At 51.6% G+C, this 22,735-nt stretch carries 21 protein-coding genes and 4 pseudogenes; all 25 read left to right on the top strand.

What is annotated here, in order from left to right; all coding sequences use genetic code 11:
* The coding region (locus JCM17102_RS16235; RefSeq protein ID WP_025075912.1) for a site-specific integrase at positions 1-444 on the top strand (444 nt) is incomplete at its 5' end.
* Positions 445-643: 199 nt separating this feature from the next.
* A pseudogene (locus JCM17102_RS28015) lies at positions 644-1,347 on the top strand (hypothetical protein).
* A gap of 200 nt (positions 1,348-1,547) precedes the next feature.
* A complete protein-coding gene (locus JCM17102_RS16220) occupies positions 1,548-1,922 on the top strand; it encodes a helix-turn-helix domain-containing protein (RefSeq protein ID WP_005944205.1) in 375 nt (124 codons plus the stop codon).
* Positions 1,900-3,000 (top strand): AAA family ATPase, encoded by a 1,101-nt coding sequence (locus JCM17102_RS16215; protein WP_004301351.1) that lies wholly within the window; start codon positions 1,900-1,902, stop codon positions 2,998-3,000. The genes JCM17102_RS16220 and JCM17102_RS16215 overlap by 23 nt, the downstream gene beginning before the upstream one ends.
* Before the next feature lie 103 nt (positions 3,001-3,103).
* Positions 3,104-3,991: a DUF8464 domain-containing protein gene (locus JCM17102_RS16210; RefSeq protein WP_004301350.1), complete on the top strand. Its 888-nt coding sequence runs from the start codon at positions 3,104-3,106 to the stop codon at positions 3,989-3,991.
* Between the two features lie 244 nt (positions 3,992-4,235).
* Positions 4,236-4,681, top strand: a pseudogene (locus JCM17102_RS28010) (hypothetical protein).
* A 1-nt stretch (position 4,682) separates the two neighbouring features.
* Complete coding sequence (locus tag JCM17102_RS29865) at positions 4,683-5,009, top strand: DUF4134 domain-containing protein (RefSeq protein WP_004301348.1); 327 nt, start codon at positions 4,683-4,685, stop codon at positions 5,007-5,009.
* Between the two features lie 54 nt (positions 5,010-5,063).
* Positions 5,064-5,441: a DUF4134 domain-containing protein gene (locus tag JCM17102_RS16195; protein ID WP_004301347.1), complete on the top strand. Its 378-nt coding sequence runs from the start codon at positions 5,064-5,066 to the stop codon at positions 5,439-5,441.
* A gap of 15 nt (positions 5,442-5,456) precedes the next feature.
* Positions 5,457-5,753 (top strand): hypothetical protein, encoded by a 297-nt coding sequence (locus tag JCM17102_RS29860; RefSeq protein ID WP_005944213.1) that lies wholly within the window; start codon positions 5,457-5,459, stop codon positions 5,751-5,753.
* A gap of 111 nt (positions 5,754-5,864) precedes the next feature.
* Positions 5,865-8,573: a TraG/VirB4 family ATPase gene (locus JCM17102_RS16185; protein WP_005944216.1), complete on the top strand. Its 2,709-nt coding sequence runs from the start codon at positions 5,865-5,867 to the stop codon at positions 8,571-8,573.
* Positions 8,574-8,584: 11 nt separating this feature from the next.
* Positions 8,585-11,130 (top strand): annotated as a pseudogene (locus tag JCM17102_RS28005) (hypothetical protein).
* Positions 11,127-11,852: a hypothetical protein gene (locus JCM17102_RS16175; RefSeq protein WP_025075909.1), complete on the top strand. Its 726-nt coding sequence runs from the start codon at positions 11,127-11,129 to the stop codon at positions 11,850-11,852. The pseudogene JCM17102_RS28005 and the gene JCM17102_RS16175 overlap by 4 nt, the downstream one beginning before the upstream one ends.
* A gap of 18 nt (positions 11,853-11,870) precedes the next feature.
* The gene (locus tag JCM17102_RS16170; protein ID WP_004301342.1) at positions 11,871-12,638 is read left to right on the top strand and encodes a DUF5045 domain-containing protein; all 768 of its coding nucleotides are present in this window, start codon (positions 11,871-11,873) and stop codon (positions 12,636-12,638) included.
* Between the two features lie 12 nt (positions 12,639-12,650).
* Positions 12,651-13,784: a hypothetical protein gene (locus tag JCM17102_RS16165; protein WP_004301341.1), complete on the top strand. Its 1,134-nt coding sequence runs from the start codon at positions 12,651-12,653 to the stop codon at positions 13,782-13,784.
* Positions 13,785-13,825: 41 nt separating this feature from the next.
* Complete coding sequence (locus JCM17102_RS16160) at positions 13,826-14,221, top strand: hypothetical protein (protein ID WP_004301340.1); 396 nt, start codon at positions 13,826-13,828, stop codon at positions 14,219-14,221.
* Between the two features lie 3 nt (positions 14,222-14,224).
* Positions 14,225-14,839: a conjugative transposon protein TraK gene (traK, locus tag JCM17102_RS16155; RefSeq protein WP_004301339.1), complete on the top strand. Its 615-nt coding sequence runs from the start codon at positions 14,225-14,227 to the stop codon at positions 14,837-14,839.
* A gap of 12 nt (positions 14,840-14,851) precedes the next feature.
* Positions 14,852-15,232, top strand: coding sequence for a hypothetical protein (locus JCM17102_RS16150; RefSeq protein ID WP_004301338.1), 381 nt, complete (start codon positions 14,852-14,854; stop codon positions 15,230-15,232).
* 10 nt (positions 15,233-15,242) lie between these two features.
* The gene (locus JCM17102_RS16145; RefSeq protein WP_005944225.1) at positions 15,243-15,725 is read left to right on the top strand and encodes a DNA N-6-adenine-methyltransferase; all 483 of its coding nucleotides are present in this window, start codon (positions 15,243-15,245) and stop codon (positions 15,723-15,725) included.
* A 7-nt stretch (positions 15,726-15,732) separates the two neighbouring features.
* On the top strand, positions 15,733-16,884 hold the full coding sequence (traM, locus tag JCM17102_RS16140) for a conjugative transposon protein TraM (protein WP_018452180.1): 1,152 nt from the start codon (positions 15,733-15,735) through the stop codon (positions 16,882-16,884).
* A gap of 11 nt (positions 16,885-16,895) precedes the next feature.
* Positions 16,896-17,698: pseudogene (locus JCM17102_RS28000) on the top strand (DNA-methyltransferase).
* A gap of 28 nt (positions 17,699-17,726) precedes the next feature.
* Positions 17,727-18,578: a conjugative transposon protein TraN gene (traN, locus tag JCM17102_RS16130; RefSeq protein WP_005944228.1), complete on the top strand. Its 852-nt coding sequence runs from the start codon at positions 17,727-17,729 to the stop codon at positions 18,576-18,578.
* The gene (locus JCM17102_RS16125) at positions 18,575-19,099 is read left to right on the top strand and encodes a hypothetical protein (protein ID WP_004301333.1); all 525 of its coding nucleotides are present in this window, start codon (positions 18,575-18,577) and stop codon (positions 19,097-19,099) included. The genes traN and JCM17102_RS16125 overlap by 4 nt, the downstream gene beginning before the upstream one ends.
* 26 nt (positions 19,100-19,125) lie before the next feature.
* Entirely contained in the window at positions 19,126-19,782 is a 657-nt protein-coding gene (locus JCM17102_RS16120; RefSeq protein WP_004301332.1) for a hypothetical protein, read from the top strand.
* 13 nt (positions 19,783-19,795) lie between these two features.
* Positions 19,796-20,530: a DNA-directed RNA polymerase subunit alpha C-terminal domain-containing protein gene (locus JCM17102_RS16115; protein ID WP_005944229.1), complete on the top strand. Its 735-nt coding sequence runs from the start codon at positions 19,796-19,798 to the stop codon at positions 20,528-20,530.
* Between the two features lie 3 nt (positions 20,531-20,533).
* Complete coding sequence (locus tag JCM17102_RS16110; protein ID WP_004301330.1) at positions 20,534-22,720, top strand: type IV secretory system conjugative DNA transfer family protein; 2,187 nt, start codon at positions 20,534-20,536, stop codon at positions 22,718-22,720.
* Positions 22,721-22,735 lie beyond the last annotated feature (15 nt).

Genomic DNA, 22,735 nt, shown 5'->3' with positions numbered 1-22,735 from the left:
ACCTGCTTCTGCGGATTGCGCATCAGCGATATAATCAAGTTGAAATGGAAAGACGTGTTCGTTGACCGGGGACAGTACCGTTTGGCCGTGTCCATGAAAAAGACCAAAGAGCCTATTTACCTGCCCCTCTCTCCTGAAGCGTTGAAGTGGATGCCGGAACGTGGGGGAAAATCATCGGAAGATAATGTGTTCGACCTGCCGTCCGCCAATACAATCAGGATGCAGCTCAAACCTTGGGCGAAAGCAGCCGGAATCTCCAAGCGGTTCTCCTATCACACCAGCCGGCATACATTCGCCACCATGATGCTGACGCTCGGCGCGGATTTATATACCGTCTCGAAGTTGCTCGGTCATGCCGACGTAAAAATGACACAGGTGTATGCCAAGATTATCAACAAGAAGAAGGACGAGGCAGTGAATCTTGTAAACGGTTTGTTTCACTAATTGACGGCACTATGTGGTTCATGTCTAATTTACAAACATCAATTTATGGCATTGCTCCGGTTGTGAACGCAACCGAAGTTAATGCTTTCATCACATATTATAAACTCAAAAAGGTAAATCGACATGAAAAGACCTGAAGACGGCCTTCTCTCTTTTTGGAGGGAGCCAACACCTGCAGCACTTCGCTGCGGAGAAGGATGTGGCGAATGAACTTTTCGCCCTGCTAACCGAAGCAAAAACAGTTTATCTCCACGATGTTGTGTCGGGTGGTAAACAGTACCACCGTTATGTGGACGATTTCGTAAACGGACACCGGTACATAGACTGCGACCATGCGGCCTGCCGGAACTGCCACGAAATGAACATCCACATCGTCAAGGGGCTGCTGACCGAGTACGCCCGTTTCGTCCAGATTTGCTTTGCTACGCCGAATTTCACGTTTGACGAGTGCATGAAGCTGAAACGGATGTATGATACCTCGGAATCGTTGCCTCCGCTCGGTCCGCCCCACATTGACCGACCGGCAGATCTCTCCCTTTCTTTTGGCTGTGATTTTACCCCGGAACAGATGGAAAGTATTGTGGCTTGTGCCAATACTTATCATCTGTTCTGTGTTTCTGTACGCATTGAAGACATGGAGCTCTTTTCGCCTGTAAGAAAGGCTTTTCCATCCGAGTGAACAATATCCGCCGTGTGGTAATCCTGTTCGACGCGCTTCTTGAAAACTCGCTTATCCAGTCCCGGTGGCAGAATGTTCTCGGCAAGGGTGCATTCCTGCAGTCCAAGGACGGGACACGTTCCGTTTCGGTATCGACCCTGTCTTCCGCGCTGTCATCCATCAAGAACAACATGACATCGGTCGCATACGGCATCCGAAAGACCATTGACCGGCTGAAAGAATGACAGGAAGTGACAAGAAGCGAAGTATGTGAAAGGTAAAAGCATGAGAGTTGCAATGATACGCGCATAGTATCATTCCCCAAATCACGGCATCTTCGTTTACCGGACATACCTTTGACCTCCGTTAGCGCGCTGCATAACGGAGGTTGCATCTCCATTGTCAAAAATCAAACCATGTTATTATGCCGAATAGAATGACATTCATGGAGCGGATGAGCGGACGGCTCGCCGCCATCGAATCGGTACTAAAGAAATTGGAACCGGTCGAAAGTCTCTTGGAGCGTATCACGTTGCTGGAAAATACCATCTTCACGACCAAGAGAGTGTTCACGTTTCAGGAAGCCTGTATGTATATCGGGGTTTCTGAAAGTATGCTGTACAAGCTCACATCGAGCAAGGAGATACCGCACTACAAACCGCGCGGTAAAATGGTCTATTTCGCCAAGGAGGAATTGGACGAATGGCTGTTGCAGAATTATGAACCTACAGTGAACGAGGCCGTGCGCATGGCGACGGAAGCCGCCGCCACAGAACCGTTCCTTAATAAGAGACGCAATGGAAAACGAAAGAAAGACTGACCGCTCAGCCGATATGGGAATGGATGAACACCGCCTGTCGGACATCCTTCTGGCCTCGCAAATCAAGGCAACGGACATTTATGAGACCCCGCCGCAAATCATCTGGATAGACAACTCGACGATTGCCACGCTCGGCAATTTCAGTGCATCGACAGGAAAGGCAAAGTCGAAGAAGACGTTTAATGTCTCTGCGCTTGTCGCCGCTTCATTGGCCGGGAAACAAGTGTTGAACTACCGTGCGCATCTGCCCGAAGGCAAACAGCGGATTCTGTACGTCGATACGGAACAGAGCCGTTTCCATTGCCGCTCGGTATTGGAGCGCATATTGCGGCTGGCCGGGCTGCCCACGACAACCGACCCGGAGAATCTCGACTTCTTCTGCCTGCGTGAATATTCGCCGTCGGTGCGTGTCGAGGTCATCGACTATGCGCTGCGTCAGAACAAAGGCTATGGGCTGGTCATCATTGACGGCATCCGCGACCTGATGCTTGACATCAACAGCACCGGTGAATCGGTGGAAGTCATCAACCGGATGATGGAATGGTCTTCAAGGTACGACCTGCATATCCATTGTGTACTCCATTTGAACAAAGGGGATAATAATGTGCGGGGACACATTGGTACGGAAATGAGCAACAAGGCGGAAACCGTGCTTGTCATCAGCAAGAGCAACGAGAATCCCGGTATCAGCGAAGTCCATGCGCTCCATATCCGGGAAAAGGAGTTCAAGCCGTTTGCGTTCACCATCAACGAGACTGGGCTGCCCGTCATTGCGGAAGGACACTCGTTCGGAGAGCCCCCGAAGCCCAAGGCTCGGACGGGGTTCACGGAGCTGAGCATCGAACAGCACCGGGAAGCCCTCTCCGCCGCTTTCGGGGAAAAGCCTATCCGGGGATTCGACAACCTGTTGCAAAGCCTGATGGTCTCCTATGAGGCAATCGGGTTCAAACGTGGTCGGAGCGTCATGATAAAACTGATGCAATACCTGATAGACAACCTCAAGCTCATCATCAAACGGGACAAGCTGTTCTATTATGACATGACGCCTACCGAGGCCATGCTTTTTGATGAAGAATGATGCCGGGCGCGGGCCTGTATGATTTAGTTTACTTTAGTATTTATATATATAGGAAAAAACTAAACTAAACCATTTTCGTGAAACCAAGTGAAAGAAAAAAGACATGACCATAGCAGAAGCAAAACAAGTGCGTATCGTGGATTTTCTGGCACGTCTCGGTCACCATACGCAGCACATAAAATCGGGACAATACTGGTATCTCTCACCGTTACGGAACGAGCGTACCCCGTCGTTCAAAGTGAATGACCGCATCAATGAATGGTACGATTTCGGCGAGGCGACCGGTGGCGACCTGGTGGAACTGGCAAAATACATTTGCCGGACGGACTGCGTGAGCGAGGCCCTGGCGTATATAGAGAGGCTTGTGAATGGCGCATCACTACCGAGAACCCGTATGCTGACCGCTCCACCCCGACCGGTGGAGGCTGAAATGAAAGACGTGATCGTGATTCCACTCCGTCATCACGCCCTGTTCTCTTACCTCCAATCCCGGCTTATCGACGCGGACATCAGCCGTATGTATTGCAAGGAGGTGCATTACGAACTGCGAGGCCGTCATTACTTCGCTCTCGCATTCGGCAATATATCAGGCGGTTACGAGGTGCGAAACGCCTATTACAAGGGATGCCTGAATAACAAGGACATCTCATTGATAAGACATCTGACAGAAGAGACACAGGAAAACGTCTGTGTCTTCGAGGGATTCATGGATTTTCTTTCTTATATGACACTGAAACTGGCAGGCGACCGGACGGTCTGTCTTGCCATACCATGCGACTACCTCGTGATGAACTCGGTAAACAATTTGAAAAAGACGCTGGCACGTTTACAGGAGTATTCGGACATTCACTGTTATCTCGACAATGACCTTGCCGGGCAGAGAACCACAGAGACCATTGCCGGGATGTATGGCGGACGTGTCAGCGATGAATCTTGCCACTATGCGGAATACAAAGACCTGAACGACTACCTGCGCGGAAAGAAACGCTGATATTCAATGTTCTCTTTTGCCACCTAAAGCTCTCCACCACGAGAGCTTTTTTTATGCCCCGATTTCTCCATTTCCCACCATAGAGACTGCAATATAGTACGATTTAATAGTTCGATTTTTGAAACTTACACAAATCTCATTAACGAAACAGATGTTTAATGCTCAATTATTTTATGGTTTTATATTTCGTGCGTTTCTTTGCAAAATCATACTAATACGAATTTTTAATATTCATACTAAATACATGAACTCATATTTCATTTTTGCCATTGTCCTGACGGTTGCCTACATCATTTACTACGCCGTCATCATAGCGCATGACCTCTACGGGAAAAAGGGGACGGACAAACCGGACGAGGAAGTTTTCGACCTCGGCGCACCGGAAGAGGAAGAGAGTGTGGCTGTCACGGAAAGCGAGAGCGGCTTCAGTATCGGTAGCGAGAACTACGAGACGGAAAGTACGGCTACCTCTTCCGAAACATCCCCTGAGGAGGACATCAAGGACAAACCGGGAACGGCGCAGGAGAAACTGGAACGGCTGAAGGCCGAGGCGGAGGAACAGATGGAAGAGACCACGCCTTACCTGTCGGACGCACGCACGTCGGAGGAGATGTACAAGGCTATGATTCCAAGGGACGGTTAGACAACCGACCGGAAATAAAGTGGAACCCAATTCAAGACCGGTTGTGAGATGTCGAAAGCTAAAAAGATTCTATGTGCGCTGTGCCTCCCGTTCCCCTACACGGCTTTTGCCAAAAGCGGCAGCGTGAACTATAGCTGGGGAGCGGACGCGTTGGCCACGATGCACGACTTCGTGGTGACGATGATGCTCTATGTCCAGTATATCTGTTGCACCATAGCCGGGGTTTACGTCATCGTGTCCGTTTGTCAGATATACATCAAGATGAACACGGGCGAGGACGGCATCACCAAGTCGATAATGACGCTTGTCGGCGCGTGCCTGTTCCTGATCGGGGCATTCTATGTTTTCCCGGCTTTCTTCGGCTACCGCATATAACCTTACTTGTATCAGGTCGCAGACAAATAAAATATTCACTAAAAAAGTAAACGTATGTTTCAGAAAACCAAACAGCTGTGCCGCAAGGCATTCGGATTCGTCAACGGAATCCCTACCAAAGTAATGATGTTCTCCTTCATGCTGCTGTCCGGCATGGTGGCGAAAGCGCAGAACTCCGCAGGCGACTATTCCGCCGGTACGAGCGCATTATCCACTGTCGCCGATGAGATTGCCAAGTATGTGCCTATTATGGTGAAATTGTGCTACGCCATTGCCGGCGTTGTGGCCATCGTGGGTGCAATCTCGGTATATATCGCCATGAACAACGAGGAGCAGGACGTCAAGAAGAAGATTATGATGGTCGTGGGAGCATGTATCTTCCTCATTGCGGCGGCCAAGGCGTTGCCTCTGTTCTTCGGTATTGCCGCTTAAACATCAAGGATAAGTATGAAAAGCAAGGACGAACGCTATCCGGACTATCCGCTGTTCAAGGGACTGCAACGGCCTCTTGAGTTTTTGGGCATCCAAGGCCGGTACATATATTGGGCGGCGGTGACGACGTGCGGAGCCATTGTCGGCTTTGTCGCCGCCTACTGCCTGCTCGGTTTCATTGCCGGGCTTGTCGTGCTGGCTACCGTCGTATCGGTCGGTATCGTGCTCATCCTTCTCAAACAGCGGAAAGGACTGCATAGCAAGAAGGTCGCTCCGGGTGTGTATGTGTATGCCCACTCGCGCAAGATCTGACGAAAGAAAAACCATCACGGCAATGTGCATGGCTTTATTGATTGTTGAACGCGGGCGGGTTTGTCTTGAAGCAAGGCGAACCTGCCCCTATTTAATTACACGTATATCGAAATGACCCTATACATCATTTTATGTTTTGTCGCTTTGTGCGCGGGTATGGCCTTGTCGGTCTATGCGTTCGGTACGGGCGGCAAGCGCAAGCGAATCTTTCAGGACATCTATTTCTCAGCGGAGGAAACGGACGGTGTGGGTGTGCTGTACACCAAGACCGGCGAATATTCCGCCGTACTTAAGATAGAGAATCCGGTACAGAAATATTCGGCGGACATAGATAGCTACTACGACTTCACGCACCTGTTCACCGCCCTTGCGCAGACCTTAGGCGAAGGGTACGCCATCCACAAGCAGGATATCTTCGTCAGGAAACAGTTTGCAAGCGAACCGGCTGACGGGCAGGAGTTCCTGTCGGCGTCGTATTTCCGCTACTTCAAAGGGCGTCCCTACACGGACAGCCTTTGCTACCTGACCATCACGCAGGAGGCGAAAAAGAGCCGCCTGTTCTCGTTCGACAACAAGAAGTGGCGCGATTTCCTCGTGAAAATCCGCAAGGTGCATGACCAACTGCATGACAGCGGCGTACAGGCCAGGTTCCTGAACAAAGCCGAGGCGAGCGAGTATGTCGACCGCTACTTCGCCATGAACTTCAAAGACCGCACCGTGTCGATGACGAACTTCAAGGCGGACGATGAAACGGTGTCGATGGGCGACAAACGCTGCAAGGTGTACAGCCTTGTGGACGTGGACTGTGCCGCACTGCCCTCGATGATACGTCCGTACACGAACATCGAGGTGAACAACACGGAAATGCCGGTCGATCTGGCTTCGGTGGTGGACAACATACCGGACGCCGAGACGGTGGTCTATAACCAAGTCATCTTCCTACCCAACCAAAAACGGGAACTGGCGATGCTCGACAAAAAGAAGAACCGCCACGCGAGTATTCCGAACCCGAACAACCAGATGGCGGTCGAGGACATCAAGCGTGTGCAGGAGGTCATTGCCCGTGAAAGCAAGCAACTGGTATATACGCACTTCAACATGGTGGTAGCCGTATCTGCCGGTGCAGACCTGCAAAAGTGTACGAACCACTTGGAAAACGCATTCGGGCGCATGGGCATCCATATCAGCAAGCGGGCGTACAACCAACTGGAACTGTTCGTCGGTTCGTTTCCGGGCAACTGCTACACGCTCAATGAGGAATACGACCGTTTCCTGACCCTTTCCGATGCGGCGATGTGCCTGATGTACAAGGAGCGCGTGCTGCACAGCGAGGAAACACCGCTGAAGATTTACTACACCGACCGTCAGGGTGTGCCGGTGGCTATTGACATCACGGGAAAAGAGGGAAAGAACAAGCTGACGGACAACTCGAATTTCTTTTGTCTGGGGCCTTCTGGGAGTGGCAAGAGCTTTCATATCAACTCGGTCGTGCGCCAGCTCCATGAGCAGGGAACGGATGTGGTCATGGTCGATACGGGAAACTCATACGAGGGACTGTGCGAGTATCTGGGCGGCAAGTATATCAGCTATACCGAAGAACGGCCTATCACGATGAATCCGTTTCGCATCAACCGGGAGGAATACAACATCGAGAAGATAGACTTCCTCAAGAACCTTATCCTGATGATTTGGAAAGGGTCGGACAGCCAAATCCCCGAAATTGAGTTCCGCATTGTCGAGCAGATAATCATAGACTACTATGATGCCTATTTCAACGGATTTACAAGATACACCGACGAGCAACGGGAGGTACTGCTGAAAAACCTGTTTGCGGCGGCCAGCCGAAAGAACCCAAACAAACCACCCAGAGAGGTGGATGAGATGGTGCGCAAACAGATAGAGGTGCTTGAGGCACGGCGGGCGGCCCTCAAAGTGACGGAGCTGAGTTTCAACTCATTCTTTGACTACTCATTCGACCGTCTGGAGCAGATCTGCACCGAAAACGACATCACGACAATCAGCTACTCGACCTATTCGACCATGCTGCAGCCGTTCTACAAGGGCGGTGCGTATGAGAAAATTCTCAACGAGACAGTGGATTCGGCACTGTTTGACGAGACATTCATTGTCTTTGAAGTGGATGCAATCAAGGAAAATAAGAAACTGTTTCCCATTGTCACACTGATTATCATGGACGTGTTCCTGCAGAAAATGCGCATCAAGAAGAACCGTAAAGTCCTTGTCATCGAGGAAGCGTGGAAGGCCATTGCCAGCCCGCTCATGGCGGAATACATCAAGTTCATGTACAAGACCGCCCGTAAATTTTGGGCTTCTGTTGGCGTGGTGACGCAGGAGATACAGGACATCATCGGCAGCGAAATCGTGAAGGAGGCCATCATCAACAACTCGGACGTGGTGATGCTGCTGGATCAAAGCAAGTTCAAGGAACGCTTTGACGAAATCCGAAAGATTCTTGGTCTGACCGAGGTGGATTGCAAGAAGATATTTACCATCAACCGCTTGGAGAACAAGGATGGGCGCAGCTTCTTCCGCGAAGTGTTCATCCGCCGGGGGACGACCAGCGGCGTGTATGGCGTGGAAGAGCCGCACGAGTGCTACATGACCTACACGACCGAACGGGCGGAAAAGGAGGCACTGAAGCTTTACAAGAAGGAACTTCGGTGCAGCCACCAGGAAGCTATCGAGGCATATTGCCGGGACTGGGATGCCAGCGGTATCGGGAAGTCCCTGCCTTTTGCACAAAAAGTAAACGAGACGGGGCGTGTGCTCAACCTCCGTCCCGTGTATGAATCCAAATAAGCATTGCAGCCATGAAACGACTACTCCTTATCCTGACCATCGCCTCGGTCGCACTCTGCCAGACGGTTCACGCCCAGTATTACAGCGTGAACTACGACACCCGTACCGTTGCGGCGATGGTGGCCGCCTTCGGTACGGAAGCGGTCGCCGAAGGGTACTACCGGGAGCAGGTCGATGACATCCTCAAGCACTACACGGCAGCGGAGGTCGCTACCGCCGGGATATTCGCGGCCAAGTTCTTGGAGCATAAAGCCCTGAGCGACCTCGGCATCTGGAACAGCCGCACGGAGAACTACTACTACCGGCGCATCTACCGGATGGTGGCGGAGAAAATCATGCCCAAGATATGGGTGGTGGCGAAGCAGATGCTCCATTCGCCGCAAACGGCTATCTATTGGGGCAGTTACCTGATGAAAGTCTGCGACGATACCAAAAGTCTGTGTATGCAGTTCGAGAGCGTGGTGACCAACAGCACGCTGACCTTTTCGGACATCGCCTTTCTCGAAATCAATCCGGAGATTGCCCCCTTGCTAAAGCTCTCCGAAACGGGAAACATCGACTGGCAGCGGATGATGGACAACTTCGCCCACATACCGGGCAACTTCACGCACGAGAACCTGAAAAGCGACCTCGACAACCTTTATAACACGGGTGTCGGCCTTGCAACGGCAGGCATTGCCAATCTCGGTGACGCCCTGTTGCAAAGCAGCTCGTTCCATGACCTGATGGGCGGAAAGGTTGAAGAAATCGGCAACCTGTATGAACACTACGGGAGTCTATTCGAGCAGGCGGAACATGACATCGGCGGCTTGCTGATTGACATGGTGGGTGGTCCGGACAACGTGGCCGGTCTGTTCAACTTCAGCAACTACAACCTCACGGCATGGATGACCGACTACCTGGACGAAGCGATGGGGAACTATTACACGCAGCGGTGGTACATTGCCCGGCGTGACCAAGGGAGCGTATCGCTGTGCGACTACTATCCTCCGACGGACGACAACAGCATCCTGAACGGGGGCGCATGGGTGCGGTTCAACACGAGCGACCCGAATTTCTATCCCAACGCCTCGCAACGGGAACAGGTACTTGCCAACTCGGAAGGATATGCCGGTTGGTCAAGAAACCGCGTGCAGCAGTTGAACAACCAGAACGACGGGTTCAGCTACAGCATCAACTATTGGATGAGTGCCTATATCATCAGCAAGAAAAACAAGCAGACCAAAAAGGCATACGCATACGAAATCCATGTGAGCAAAAGCTGGAATAAGGAAGAAGTTGTCTATGAGGAAGTCTTCGATTCCTACTCGATGGACTTGAATACGTTTCGGGCGCAACTGAATGTCCGACTTGCGGAGTTCAACGAAAACGAGGACGGCTACACCTATTATATATCTTCCGGTACGCGGAACTATTACCAAGCAACGGACGCCGCCAAATTGAAGGGATGCGAGAGCGTGACCATCAGCGTGACCTGTTCCGACGGGGTTACGCTCGGACAGGGCTCGACACAATACAAGTGCCGTAAATGCGGCAGCTCGTTGAATGCCCACACCAAGGAGTGCGCCATGCAGACCTCGGTGACGGAAAACAACCTCGACCTTTCGGAACTGGATGCGCTGTTGAACGAGGCAAACAGCCAAGCGGCCAATCTTGAAGCGCAAATCGGGACATTGGAAAACGAGAACGCTGTCCTGCTGAAGAAAATCAGTACGGCGAGCATTGAGGATGCGGCGGCTTACCGACAGCAGTATAATGCAAACAAGACACGGATAGACCGTCTGAAAGGCGAACTCGCGGAGTGGAAGAAGAAACAGTCCGACTATGCTCAGGCGAAGTCGGAAGCCGCAGACGACAACAGCGTAGCGACGGATGACTATTACCGCATTCCAGCTATCATGCAAGACTGCAAGGCTGCCTACGGCCTGACATGGCAGGACGGCGGATCGTGGAACGGCTATTCGTATGTGCGCAAGGCGACAATGCCGAACATCAACGGCATCATCACATTCAAGCTACGGTCTCGATTGCCCGCAAGCCGAAATATTTTCTCGGCATCAAGATTCACCGTGCCATCATCCAAATCCAATGGGAACTGACCTCGGTCTATACGGACACGCACGTCGCCGATGTGCTGACACTCGATCCGGGGCTTTCGGATGCGGAGAAAACCAAATTAGTGAACGACCGCATCGCCGAAATCGCCCGTGAACACCCGTCCTGCAAAATCACGACGGAATACGCCCGCAGCACACCGCTGGAGGAAACTCCGTCCGGCGACGTGTACCATCTGCTGTGGTCGAGCGACCGCCTCGAAATCGCGAGGGAGGTGGACAGCAGAATCACAAGGATATACGCCGACTTGGTATCGCTGGAAAAGATGATGCACTACAAGCGGAGCATCCTTGACGTGATGAAGGATGTGTTGCCCGGACTGGACACGGACGAAGGCCGCAGGCTGACGCTCGTGGAGGAATGCCATGACCGCTGGGTGGAGAGCGCACGGACGTTTCGGAACGATGGCGGCAGAAACGGCGGAAAGGAGGTGCGGCCATGAAACGCATTTTACGGATAGCCGCATTGCTGCTCTTCCTGCTGCCCGGTATCGCCAAGGCGCAGTGGACTTTCGATATAGTCTCCGTCGAAGCCTACATCAACGACCACAAGAAGCAGCGCAGCCTGTTGTTGGCCCGCAGTACCTTGGAGTACAGCAACAAACTGTTGCACGAATACAGCTGTAAGGAAGTCGGGGGCTATAAAGAGCTGAATATCGACCTTGACCGGTACACCCGTGCGTTCGATGTCATCGACGTCATGTACCAGTCGTTGCACACGGTGCTGAACGTCAAGAATACCTACACATCGGTCAGCGACCGTATCGGCGACTATAAATCATTGTTGGAGGATTTCAATGCGAAGATATTGAAACGGGGACGCATCGAATCCGCAGATACCCTGATTATCTCCATCAATGCGAGGGGGCTGAGGGCGATTGCCCGTGAGGGGGAACAGCTCTACAAGTCCGTGAGCGACCTCGTGCTGTATGCCACCGGAGCGGCAGCCTGCTCGACCTCCGACCTGCTGATGGTGTTGGAGGCCATCAACCGCTCATTGGACAACATCGAGCGGCATCTGAACCGTGCGTATTTCGAGACATGGCGGTATATACAGGTGCGTATCGGCTATTGGAAGGCAAAGGTATATCGCTCCCGCACCATGCGGGAGATTCTCGATGACGCCTTCGGGCGTTGGCGCGGAGCCGGAAGACTGGATTATTAACGACAAAAAGAGAAGAATATGAACAGAAAACTATTACTCATGGCGGTGGCGGTCACCGTAACGACAGCCGTACACGCACAGTATGTAACGTACAACCATGATTCGCCGAAGCAGAATCAGGTAACGGTCATGGAGACCGGTACGGGCGCACTCTCGCCCGACCTCTATTATTCCGTGCTGCACAACAAATACAAGAAGTCGGCAGCGGCCAAAAACAAGCTCTCGTTCCGCACGCTTGCCGGTATCAATCTCTACAACCAGGTGGACGAAGCGGAAGCCATTGATTCGGCCTTGGTCAAGCGGGCGAAGGTCGAGGCGTTGAACGTTGCCGACCGGCAGGTGGACATCGCATGGCTTGCCGAGGGCGATAAGGTCAGCGGACAGATGGAGCGGTTCCGGCGCAACATCGACCGTATTCTCCTGTCCGGTGGCACTCCGGCCGACAAGGAACGGTGGACGGAATACTACCACGTCTATCAGTGTGCCATCAAAGCCACGAAAGACGCCTATATGCCCAATGCCCAGCGAAAGAAGGAGTATCTGCGCATTTACGAGGATGTGGCACGGCAGAACGAGATTTTAGTGGGCTACCTTGCCAAGCGTCAGAACGCAACGGTGACGAATGCACTGCTGAACGCAACGGACAACCGTACCCTGCATAAAGGCGGTATTGTCCGCAATGCCATGAGCCGGTGGCAGGAATCACGCCTTGCGGTGCGTGGTTCGCAATCGGGCAGCAACGGAAACGGCGAAGATGACAACGAGAGTGTAAACAGAGGGAAATAAAAAGACAGGGCTATGGCAAACGGAGATATACTTTCGGATTTCGGCATCAACCTGTTGGAGGAGGAAATAGATGATGTCATCTTTCAGACCAACGAGTTTCTGACTGACGCGACTTTTACCGGTGCGCAGGGACCTTTTTGGTGGATATTGCAGATGTGCATGGCACTCGCGGCACTGTTCTCCATCGTCATGGCGGCAGGTATCGCCTACAAGATGATGGTAAAGCACGAGCCGTTGGACGTGATGAAGCTGTTTAGGCCGCTTGCCGTGTCGATTATCATCTGCTGGTGGTATCCGCCTGCGGACACGGGTATGGCGGGGAGCCGGAACAACTGGTGTTTTCTCGATTTCCTGTCCTACATCCCTAACTGCATAGGTTCGTACACCCATGACCTGTATGAAGCCGAAGCTTCACAGATATCGGACAGGTTCGAGGAAGTTCAGCAGCTCATCCATGTGCGTGACACGATGTACACGAACCTGCAGGCACAGGCGGATGTCGCCCACACAGGCACATCCGATCCCAATCTGATAGAGGCGACAATGGAGCAGACCGGTGTGGACGAAGTGACGAACATGGAAAAGGATGCGGCGAAGTTGTGGTTCACGTCTTTGACGGCAGGTGTCATCGTGGGGATAGACAAAATTATCATGCTGATTGCCCTCGTGGTGTTCCGAATCGGTTGGTGGGCTACGATTTACTGCCAACAAATCCTGTTGGGAATGCTGACGATTTTCGGGCCGATACAGTGGGCGTTCAGCATCCTGCCAAAATGGGAAGGTGCTTGGGCGAAGTGGCTGACACGCTATCTGACGGTGCATTTCTACGGGGCGATGCTCTACTTCGTGGGCTTCTACGTGCTGCTGCTCTTTGACATTGTATTGTGCATCCAAATCGAGAACCTGACGGCGATAACCGCCAGCGAGCAGACGATGGCCGCCTACCTGCAGAACTCGTTCTTCTCGGCGGGCTACCTGATGGCGGCTTCGATTGTAGCTCTCAAGTGCCTGAACCTTGTTCCGGACTTGGCGGCATGGATGATACCGGAGGGCGACACGGCATTCTCTACCCGAAACTTCGGCGAGGGCGTGGCACAGCAGGCGAAGATGACGGCAACCGGAGGGTTGGGCGGCATCATGAGATAATCCGCAAAAGATAATATAAACCCAATAAAAATCATAACAACATGAAATTGCAAGAGAAAATCAAAAGCTGGTGCAAGGATGAGAAATTTATGTCCTTTGCACAGGAACGAGCGAGAAAAGAGGTTTGCGAGGTGGCGGAGAACCACCGCATCGACCCGCAGTATGAAGAACTGGACGAAGCCTTCGAGTACGACGACCGGTACATCGCCCCCTTAGTGACGTACCTAACGTACAAGCTGCGTCTTGCCCTGCTGCAGCGGAACGCTGGTAAGCGCAAAAGAGGAATCTGGTGGGTGCTTGTCCATGTGGAGATGCAGGGCTATTACGTGGAGATATTCTCGGCGGAGTTCGAGAATCTTTTGACGGAACTTCGGGATGCGGTCATACCCATGCTGCACACGGAATATGTACAGATGTTGAACGGTAAAAGGGAATAACCGATGGTCATCAAGAATTTGGAAAACAAAATCAGACTGGTGGGCATCATCTGTACCGCTTTTCTCGTGGGATGTGTCATCATCAGCTTGTCAAGCATCTGGACAGCCCGGACGATGGTCTCGGATGCGCAGAAGAAGGTGTATGTGCTGGACGGCAACGTGCCTATCCTCGTGAATCGCACGACAATGGACGAAACGCTTGATGTGGAAGCCAAAAGCCATGTGGAGATGTTTCATCATTATTTTTTCACGTTACCGCCGGATGACAAATATATCCGCTATACGATGGAAAAAGCGATGTATTTAGTCGATGAGACGGGGTTGGCACAATACAACACGCTCAAGGAAAAGGGTTTCTACTCCAACATTTTGGGTACGAGTTCGGTGTTCTCCATCTATTGCGACAGCGTGGCTTTCAACAAGGAGAAGATGGAGTTCACCTACTACGGACGGCAGCGCATCGAGCGACGGAGCAATATCCTGATGCGTGAACTGGTGACGGCAGGACAGCTCAAGCGTGTACCCCGAACAGAGAACAATCCGCATGGGCTGCTTATCGTGAACTGGCGTACCCTGCTGAACAAGGACATCGAACAGAAAACGAAGATCAACTACTAAACAACGGAGTTTATGAATATCAAGGGATTCAGGCGGATGCTCTTCGGTGAAAAGATGCCGGACAAGAACGATCCGAAATACAAAGACCGTTACGAGCGGGAGGTGTCCGCCGGACGAAAGTTCGCCCAAGCGACACGTATCGACAAGGCTGCCGCCAAGGTACAGGGATTCGCCAACGCGCACCGGATACTTTTTCTGGTCATCGTCTTCGGTTTCGCTATCGGAGGGTTCACTTGGAACATCTATCGCATTACGATGGCATACCGCAACAGCCGGCCGACACGCACGGCGACGGAAATGCAGGATTCGGTGCTGCGGGAAAGACACAAGAGGCTGCAAGGGGGTGAAATAAGGGAAAATCGGAACGAGAACAAGAAATATGAACCGCAATAAAGGAGTGCTTATGAATACACGATTTGAAAAATCAGTCCGCTCGTCGGACGAATGGTACACCCCGAAGGAGGTGCTGAAAGCGTTAGGCAGGTTCGACCTTGACCCTTGCGCCCCTGTCCGTCCGTTGTGGCCGACCGCCGAGGTCATGTATGACCGGGACATGGACGGATTGTCCCTGAAATGGGAAGGGCGTGTATGGCTCAATCCTCCGTACTCGCGTCCCCTTATCGAACAGTTTGTCCGAAAGTTGGCGGAACACGGCAACGGCATCGCGCTGTTGTTCAACCGTTGCGATTCCAAAATGTTTCAGGACGTCATTTTCGAGAAAGCGACGGGCATGAAATTCCTGCGCCACCGCATCCGGTTTTACCGCCCGGACGGAACACGCGGCGATTCTCCCGGTTGCGGCAGCATCCTGATCGCATTCGGAGTGGAAAACGCAGAAGTGCTGAAAAACTGCAGCATTGAAGGCAAGTATGTACAACTCAATTAAAAGATGTATGATGAAGATATTTGATAAAATCAATTTCAGGGAGCCGAAGTATATGCTTCCGGCTGTCCTGTATATCCCGCTTCTGGTTGCATCGTACTTCATCTTCGACCTGTTTCAGACCGAAACGGCGGAGATTCCGGACAAGACGCTGCAGACAACGGAGTTTTTGAACCCCGATTTGCCGGATGCCCGGCTTAAAGGCGGTGACGGCATAGGCAGCAAGTACGAGAACATGGCCAAATCATGGGGTAAGATACAGGATTACTCCGCAGTGGATAACATAGAACGAGATGAACCCGATGACAACAAGGAAGAATATGAATCGCAATACACGGTGGACGACATCGCCCTGCTCGATGAGCAACAGCAGGAAAAGGCTGCGGCAGCGCAAATTGCCGATGCCAAGACGCGCGAGCAAGAAGCTCTCGCGGAACTGGAGAAAGCCCTTGCCGAAGCAAGGTTGAGAGGACGCAATGAGGTATTACCGGCGACCGATACGGACAGTACCGCATCGGCGCAACCCCCGACGGCAACCATAGAGGTTAAGGGAAAAATAGAGGAAGAGAGCCGTTCGGTAAAAGCCCCGTCAGAGAACGAACCGCCCAGCGAAGTGGTACGCAAGGTAAAGACGGCTTCGGATTACTTCAATACGCTTGCGGTCAATGCCCGTGAACCGAAACTGATAAAGGCCATTATCGACGAGGACATCAAAGCGGTGGACGGCTCGCGTGTGCGGTTGCGTCTGCTCGACGACGTGGAGATCAACGAGTGCGTGGTCAAACGAGGGTCGTATCTGTATGCCACCATGAGCGGCTTCTCGTCGGGGCGTGTGAAGGGGAACATCACCAGCATTCTCATCGAGGACGAACTGGTGAAGGTCAGCCTGTCCCTTTACGACACGGACGGCATGGAGGGGCTTTATGTACCGAACAGCCAGTTCCGGGAAACGAGCAAGGATGTGGCAAGCGGTGCGGTGTCGGGGAATCTGAACATGAATACCGGCAGTTACGGCAACAGTCTCTCGCAATGGGGAATGCAAGCCGCTACGAATGCCTACCAGAAAACGAGCAATGCCATCGGCAAAGCTATCAAAAAAAATAAGGTAAAGCTGAAATACGGCACTTTCGTCTATCTGGTGAACGGACGTGAGAAACAGTAAAAACGGAAGCCATGATAGAGATTGACAACATATATAATATGGACTGTATCGAGGGCATGAAGCTCATGGCGAACGGCAGTGTCGATGCCGTGATAGCGGATTTGCCTTACGGCGTGTTGAACCGTAGCAACAAGGCGGTACACTGGGACAGGCAGATACCGCTCGAAGCGTTGTGGGAACAGTACCGCAGGATCACCAAGCGGGAAGCCCCGTTATCCTCTTTGCGCAGGGCATCTTCTCGGCGCGGCTCATGCTCTCGCAACCCCGGATGTGGCGGTATAACCTCGTGTGGCGGAAAGACCGGGTAACGGGTCACCTGAATGCCAACCGGATGCCGCTACGCCAGCATGAGGACATCATCGTGTTCTACGACCGTCAGCCGGTATATCATCCTCAGATGATGCCGTGTCCACCGGAACGGAAAAATCATGGACGGCGCAAGACGGACGGTTTCACGAACCGCTGTTACGGTGAAATGAAACTGGCTCCGGTGCGTGTTGCCGAAGACAAGTACCCGACCTCTGTCATTTCCATACCCAAGGAACACAAGACAGGAGCATTCTATCATCCGACACAGAAGCCGGTAGCCTTGATAGAGTACCTGATGCGCACCTATACCAACGAGGGCGATGTGGTGCTGGACAACTGCATCGGTTCGGGTACGACCGCCATTGCCGCCATCCGCACGGGACGGCATTACATCGGATTCGAGATTGAACCGACGTATTGCGAAATTGCCGGACGACGGATTCGGGAGGAACTGGAACGTGGTCATGGGATTAAAGAAAGCGAAATAAGGGAAATAAAGAAATAAAAAAATAAAAAATATCAACAGAAACGATATGAACAAGAAAATAATTATAACTGCATTTCTTCTGGCGGCAGGACTTTTTGCCACACGGAACGCACAGGCTCAGCGTACATACGAAGAGATGGAACGGCTGACTGTCAATGAACAGGTAACGACCGTCATCACAGCCTCGGAACCGGTCCGCTTCGTGGATATTTCCACAGACAAGGTGGCGGGCGACCAACCCATTGAGAACATCATCCGGTTAAAGCCCAAAGAGACGGGACACGAGGACGGTGAAGTGCTGGCCATCGTCACCATCGTAACGGAACGCTATCGCACGCAGTATGCACTCATCTACACCACGCGGATAAGCGAGGCGGTGGCAGACAAGGAAATTCAGCTACAGGAACGGGATGCCTACAACAATCCTACGGTCTCGATGTCCACAGCCGACATGGTGCGTTTTGCAAGACGGGTGTGGAACTCGCCCGCGAAAATCCGCAACGTGGCGACCAAGGCGCACCGAATGGTGATGCGCCTGAACAATATTTACTCGGTGGGCGACTACTTCTTCATCGACTTTTCCATCGAGAACAAAACGAACATCCGTTTCGACATCGACGAGATACGGGTGAAACTGTCGGACAAGAAACTTTCGAAGGCAACTAACGCGCAGACCATCGAGCTGACTCCTGCCCTGGTATTGGAACACGGCAAGACGTTCAAGCACGGCTACCGGAACGTGATTGTCGTGAAAAAGATGACCTTTCCGAACGACAAGCTGCTGACTATCGAAATGACGGAACAACAAATCAGCGGGCGCAATATCAGCCTGAACATCGACTACGAGGATGTGCTGTCGGCCGATTCATTTAACACCGCTTTATTGGAGGAGGAATGACGATGAAAAAGACGTTGAAAACAGTTTTGTTACTGATGCTTGTCTGCATAGGGTTTGCCACCAATGCCCATGCGCAACGCAACGGCGGCCGCCTCTCGCTCGGCGTGGGATTGCTGTATGAGAACGGCATGGACGTAACGCTTGCTTACGAGCATGAAATGAACTACCGTCATGCGTGGGAGTTCTTCGCCAACGGCTATCTGAAATGGACGGAATGTAAATCTTGCGGTCATATTTGTCCGGAATCCTTCTGGCGCAACTACCGCACTTATGGTTTCGGTGTGGCGTACAAACCTTGTGTGGTGCGTGGACGCAACCATTACGGCAACTTGCGTATCGGAGCTTCGGCAGGGAGCGACACGAACAAGTTTCTTGCCGGAATCCATGTGGGTTACGAGCACAATTATGAGCTGCGGTCGGGATGGACGCTGTACTGGCAGGTCAAGAGTGACATGATGATAAAAGGGGCGGATTTGCTGCGGACAGGTATCGTGCTGGGTGTAAAACTGCCGATAAAATAAAGGAAAAACAAAAAAACGAAAATGACATGATACGAAAGATTCAATGGATTGCAATGGTAGTGGCGGCGGTATTGTGCGCTGCCTGTGACGCCCATATCGACGTACCCGATACGGCGGTACGTCCGGGGCATATTCTCTGCGAGGACGGCACGGCATTGTCCTATGCGCAGTATGAACAATCGGGGAAGCGGGCAATAGCGGTTGTCTTTGATACCGAACGCCGTGAAGGAACGGAAGGGAACGGCTATGCGGTTTACCTGTGGGACATTGCTCCGGCGGCATTCGCCGACAGCCTCGGTGTCGCACAAGGGACGTCGGCCGACATCGGGGCATTGGACGGGAACATGAACACCTTTGCGCTGTACGACACAAGGGAGACGGCTTCGCCTATGGCGGAAGCGGTCTTTGACCTGTGGCGGTACGGACAGAGTGCCTATATCCCGTCGGTAGCACAGATGCGGTTGCTGTATGCTGTCCGGGAAACCGTCAATCCTGTCATTGAACGGTGCGGCGGTCATCCGTTGCCGTTGGATGAATACGATTGCTGGTACTGGACATCGACGGAAGTGTCCGGACAAGAGACGGCGAAAGCGTGGCTTTACTCGACAGGAAGCGGCGCGATGCAGGAGACACCTAAGACACAGGCGCATAAGCTGCGGCCTATAATTACCATGAACAAATAAAATGTGCAACGATATGAATATAGATATGCTTTTCTGTATAGTATTGATGGTATTGGGGGCTTTCCTCATATACTATCCCATCAAAGATGAATCACCTCGGCAAAAACTGAAAAAGCTCGCCGATTCTGTTGCGTCTGATAAAAAGGACATTGATTATCTGATTCAACGCTTCAGCTACCTTTTGGATAACATGGCGGCAGACAATGGGAAAGGTTCGGCTCTGAGATGCCAGATTGCCAAATTGGAGGAAGTTGTCAAGGAGTTGAACGGCAAACGCAAGGAACTTGAGTTAAACAACCGGTCGATGACGGATGTTAATGACGAATTGAAGCGAAGCAATGCCGAACTTTTAAGGAAGGCTTCTGAATTGCGTGATGAGATACAGCAACAGGAAATTAAAATCCAACAGCAGGAAGAATACATCAATTCTGTCCAGAGAGTCAAAGAAGGGCTTGAGATAGCCTTGGACAACATTCAGGCAGAAGAGGTGCATTATCTCTCACAGCCGATATTCAGCATGAAAATGACGCCTATAGTCAGAAGCAAACTCGAATCTCATGGGATATTGTATGTCGGCGACCTGATTCAGCTCAACGAGGAATATCTCATGGAAATCTGGGGTTTAGGACCGGTAGCACTTGAAAGAATAAAGACGAAACTGAACGAAAACGGTGTGTGGTTCGGTATGGATGTCATACGAATCAACGACCGTTGGTATCGTCGGAAACAAGAATTAACAACGGATTGATTCATGGAAGAGAGCAAAGAATTACAAGGGTTCTACAAGATATTCCGTGCGGTCATCTATATCTCCGTGCTGATGGAGTTCTTCGAGTATGCCATCGACCCTGCCATGCTCGACCACTGGGGTGGCATACTGATTGATATTCACGGGCGCATCAAGCAGTGGATGATTTACAATGACGGTAATCTTGTGTACAGCAAGATTGCGACGTTCCTGCTTATCTGCATCACCTGTATCGGTACGAGGAACAAGAAGCATCTGGAGTTCGATGCCCGGAGACAGGTGTTATATCCGCTAATCAGCGGACTGTTCCTGATTGTGTTCTCCGTGTGGTTGTACCATCATCCGATGGAAACGAGGCTCTACACGTTGCCACTAAATATCATCTTCTACATGGCGACCACGCTTGTCGGTGTGATATTGGTACATATCGCACTGGATAACATCTCGAAGTTCATCAAGGAGGGACTGGGTAAAGACCGGTTCAACTTTGAGAATGAAAGTTTCGAGCAGAGCGAAGAGAAGGTTGAGAACCAGTATAGCGTGAATATACCGATGCGGTACTATTACAAAGGTAAATTTCGCAAGGGATGGGTGTCGATAAGCAACTGTTTCAGAGGAACATGGGTAGTCGGAACTCCGGGCAGCGGTAAGACGTTCAGCATCATAGAACCGTTCATCCGCCAACATAGTGCCAAGGGCTTTGCGATGGTGGTCTATGACTACAAATTTCCGACACTTGCCACTAAACTTTACTATCATTACAAGAAAAACCAGAAGCTCGGAAAACTGCCCAAAGGGTGCAAGTTCAACATCATCAACTTCGTGGATGTGGAGTACAGCAAACGGGTGAACCCCATTCAGGCAAAGTACATCAATAATCTTGCGGCGGCGAGCGAAACGGCGGAAACCCTGTTGGAATCCCTGCAGAAAGGCAAGAAAGAGGGAGGCGGAGGCAGTGACCAGTTCTTTCAGACTTCTGCCGTGAACTTTCTTGCCGCCTGTATCTACTTTTTCGTGAACTACGAGCGGGAACCCTACGATGCAAACGGAAAGAAACTATATGCGGAGAAACGGCAAGATCCGCAGACGAAGTTCTGGAAGCCGACGGGTGTCGTTCGTGACCGTGAGGGTGGCAGCATCGTGGAACCTGCCTATTGGCTGGGAAAATACTCGGATATGCCGCATATCCTTTCATTTCTCAATGAGAGCTACCAGACTATTTTTGAGGTACTGGAGACGGACAACGAGGTCGCGCCGTTGCTCGGCCCGTTCCAGACGGCCTTCAAGAACAAGGCAATGGAACAATTAGAGGGTATGATTGGTACGCTGCGTGTCTATACCAGCCGTTTGGCCACCAAGGAATCCTACTGGATATTCCACAAGGATGGGGACGACTTCGACCTGAAAGTTAGTGACCCCAAGTCACCCAGTTATCTGCTGATAGCCAACGATCCGGAAATGGAAAGTATCATCGGAGCGTTGAACGCTCTGATATTGAACCGTCTCGTTACCCGTGTGAACACCGGGCAGGGGAAGAATATTCCGGTCAGCATCATCGTGGATGAGCTGCCGACACTGTATTTCCACAAGATAGACCGACTGATAGGTACGGCGAGAAGCAACAAGGTAAGCGTAACGCTGGGTTTTCAGGAGTTGCCGCAGTTGGAGGCTGACTACGGAAAAGTGGGAATGCAAAAAATCATCACGACAGTGGGCAACGTGGTAAGCGGTTCAGCTCGCGCAAAAGAGACACTGGAATGGTTGTCGAATGACATTTTCGGCAAGGTAGTACAGGTCAAAAAGGGCGTGACCATCGACCGGGATAAGACGAGCATCAATCTCAATGAGAATATGGACAGCCTTGTACCCGCCTCGAAAATTTCGGATATGGCGACGGGATGGATTTGCGGACAGACGGCCAGGGATTTCGTGAAGACGAAAACCGGTACAGGAGGCTCGATGAACATTCAGGAATCGGAAGAGTTCAAGACTACAAAGTTCTTCTGCAAGACGGATTTCGATATGAAGGAGATAAAAGCGGAGGAAGCGGCCTATGTACCGCTACCGAAGTTCTACACCTTTAAGTCGAGGGAGGAACGGGAACGCATCTTGTATAAAAATTTCATACAAGTCGGACAGGATGTAAAAGACATGATAACGGATGTACTGAACAAGCGTGGGGCGAAATAAATCAAAATCCCTGCA

This window comes from Bacteroides faecichinchillae JCM 17102, from assembly GCF_000614145.1.
GTDB classification, from domain to species: Bacteria; Bacteroidota; Bacteroidia; order Bacteroidales; family Bacteroidaceae; genus Bacteroides; species Bacteroides faecichinchillae.
This window is presented reverse-complemented; position numbering and strand designations above follow the sequence as displayed.

Excerpts from the sequence above, each read along its gene's own strand:
- JCM17102_RS16145 (WP_005944225.1), top strand. The coding sequence starts at position 15,243 with ATGAATACACGATTTGAAAAATCAGTCCGCTCGTCGGACGAATGGTAC.
- JCM17102_RS16195 (WP_004301347.1), top strand. The coding sequence starts at position 5,064 with ATGTTTCAGAAAACCAAACAGCTGTGCCGCAAGGCATTCGGATTCGTC.
- JCM17102_RS16210 (WP_004301350.1), top strand. The coding sequence starts at position 3,104 with ATGACCATAGCAGAAGCAAAACAAGTGCGTATCGTGGATTTTCTGGCA.
- JCM17102_RS29865 (WP_004301348.1), top strand. The coding sequence starts at position 4,683 with ATGTCGAAAGCTAAAAAGATTCTATGTGCGCTGTGCCTCCCGTTCCCC.
- JCM17102_RS29860 (WP_005944213.1), top strand. The coding sequence starts at position 5,457 with ATGAAAAGCAAGGACGAACGCTATCCGGACTATCCGCTGTTCAAGGGA.
- JCM17102_RS16150 (WP_004301338.1), top strand. The coding sequence starts at position 14,852 with ATGAATATCAAGGGATTCAGGCGGATGCTCTTCGGTGAAAAGATGCCG.
- JCM17102_RS16125 (WP_004301333.1), top strand. The coding sequence starts at position 18,575 with ATGACGATGAAAAAGACGTTGAAAACAGTTTTGTTACTGATGCTTGTC.
- JCM17102_RS16115 (WP_005944229.1), top strand. The coding sequence starts at position 19,796 with ATGAATATAGATATGCTTTTCTGTATAGTATTGATGGTATTGGGGGCT.
- JCM17102_RS16175 (WP_025075909.1), top strand. The coding sequence starts at position 11,127 with ATGAAACGCATTTTACGGATAGCCGCATTGCTGCTCTTCCTGCTGCCC.
- traK (WP_004301339.1), top strand. The coding sequence starts at position 14,225 with ATGGTCATCAAGAATTTGGAAAACAAAATCAGACTGGTGGGCATCATC.
- JCM17102_RS16215 (WP_004301351.1), top strand. The coding sequence starts at position 1,900 with ATGGAAAACGAAAGAAAGACTGACCGCTCAGCCGATATGGGAATGGAT.
- JCM17102_RS16170 (WP_004301342.1), top strand. The coding sequence starts at position 11,871 with ATGAACAGAAAACTATTACTCATGGCGGTGGCGGTCACCGTAACGACA.
- JCM17102_RS16120 (WP_004301332.1), top strand. The coding sequence starts at position 19,126 with ATGATACGAAAGATTCAATGGATTGCAATGGTAGTGGCGGCGGTATTG.
- traM (WP_018452180.1), top strand. The coding sequence starts at position 15,733 with ATGATGAAGATATTTGATAAAATCAATTTCAGGGAGCCGAAGTATATG.
- traN (WP_005944228.1), top strand. The coding sequence starts at position 17,727 with ATGAACAAGAAAATAATTATAACTGCATTTCTTCTGGCGGCAGGACTT.
- JCM17102_RS16110 (WP_004301330.1), top strand. The coding sequence starts at position 20,534 with ATGGAAGAGAGCAAAGAATTACAAGGGTTCTACAAGATATTCCGTGCG.
- JCM17102_RS16220 (WP_005944205.1), top strand. The coding sequence starts at position 1,548 with ATGGAGCGGATGAGCGGACGGCTCGCCGCCATCGAATCGGTACTAAAG.
- JCM17102_RS16185 (WP_005944216.1), top strand. The coding sequence starts at position 5,865 with ATGACCCTATACATCATTTTATGTTTTGTCGCTTTGTGCGCGGGTATG.
- JCM17102_RS16160 (WP_004301340.1), top strand. The coding sequence starts at position 13,826 with ATGAAATTGCAAGAGAAAATCAAAAGCTGGTGCAAGGATGAGAAATTT.
- JCM17102_RS16165 (WP_004301341.1), top strand. The coding sequence starts at position 12,651 with ATGGCAAACGGAGATATACTTTCGGATTTCGGCATCAACCTGTTGGAG.